Origin of the sequence: Herbaspirillum sp. B65 (genome assembly GCF_000333555.1) — a bacterium.
In the GTDB taxonomy this organism is placed as follows: domain Bacteria; phylum Pseudomonadota; class Gammaproteobacteria; order Burkholderiales; family Burkholderiaceae_D; genus Herbaspirillum; species Herbaspirillum rubrisubalbicans.
Genome location: NZ_BADI01000644.1, coordinates 1 through 941 on the forward strand (window position 1 = coordinate 1; position 941 = coordinate 941).

The following is a 941-nucleotide window of genomic DNA, read 5'->3' on the forward strand; positions in this document are numbered from 1 at the left end:
CGGTGACCGTAGAGTCCGGCAGGCGCTCCACCTGCTCGCGGGTGACGCTATCCATGACGCGGTCTTCCACTTCCTTGCCGGCCACCGCCGCGCTGCTCTGGCTGCGCTTGCGCGTGACCACCACGCTGTCCAGACGTTTGACGCTGCCATCCTGGGCGGCCGGCGCATCGCTGGCCTGGGCCGCGCCAGTGGCCGGCACATCGTCGGCGGCGCGCGCCAGCATCGGCAGCACCGACAAGATGGCCAGACTCATCAATGACAAACGTAGGTAATGCTGACATCCGCTGCGGTAAGACATGTTATTTCCCCTGGAAAACAAATCGTGGCTAAGGTGTGGTGATCGAGCTGACGAAACTGCCAAAAGTGACAAAGACGCAGCCAATAGGCTTGGAGACCGGCTGCGCATCGTATAAATTAAATAGAACGTTCTAATTCAAGAAGAAAAAAAGTGGCCTTCTTTACATCGAATGGCCTCACTAGTTCTTTTTAGCAATTGAATACGTCCTGCTTTACATTAGAACGTTCTAAGAAGCGTTATTCTCGCGAAGATTTATGACCTCATGATTACATCTGGCCGCAGCGCACAAAAACATTTTTATGACTGTTGCACAAAGCGTCATATATGATTGCGCTGCCCGGCCAGCCGCCGCACCAGGGCTGCCCACCATTGCTGAATCATCATGAAACACCTCCACGGATCGCCTTCGCCGCTGTACCTGCCCCAGTCATGACCCGCCTCACCATCAAGGACGTCGCCAAGGCTGCCGGCGTGAGTTTCCAGACGGTCTCGCTGGTGCTGAACCACCCCGAGAAAGTCGCCCCCAAGACGCGCGAGCTGGTGCAAAGCGCCATCGATGCGCTTAATTTCATTCCCAACGTGGCCGCACGCTCGCTGCGCAACATCTCCACCAAGACCCTGGCTTGCGTGATGTTCAACGGTT

General features: G+C 56.3%; 2 protein-coding genes. One reads left to right on the plus strand and one right to left on the minus strand.

Annotation, left to right across the window (positions count from 1 at the left end; all coding sequences use genetic code 11):
* The coding region (locus I5W_RS15200) for a hypothetical protein (RefSeq protein WP_044529861.1) at positions 1–253 on the minus strand (253 nt) is incomplete at its 3' end.
* A gap of 474 nt (positions 254–727) precedes the next feature.
* Between I5W_RS15200 and I5W_RS15205 the strand changes: the two genes are divergently transcribed.
* The coding region (locus I5W_RS15205) for a LacI family DNA-binding transcriptional regulator (RefSeq protein ID WP_044529862.1) at positions 728–941 on the plus strand (214 nt) is incomplete at its 3' end.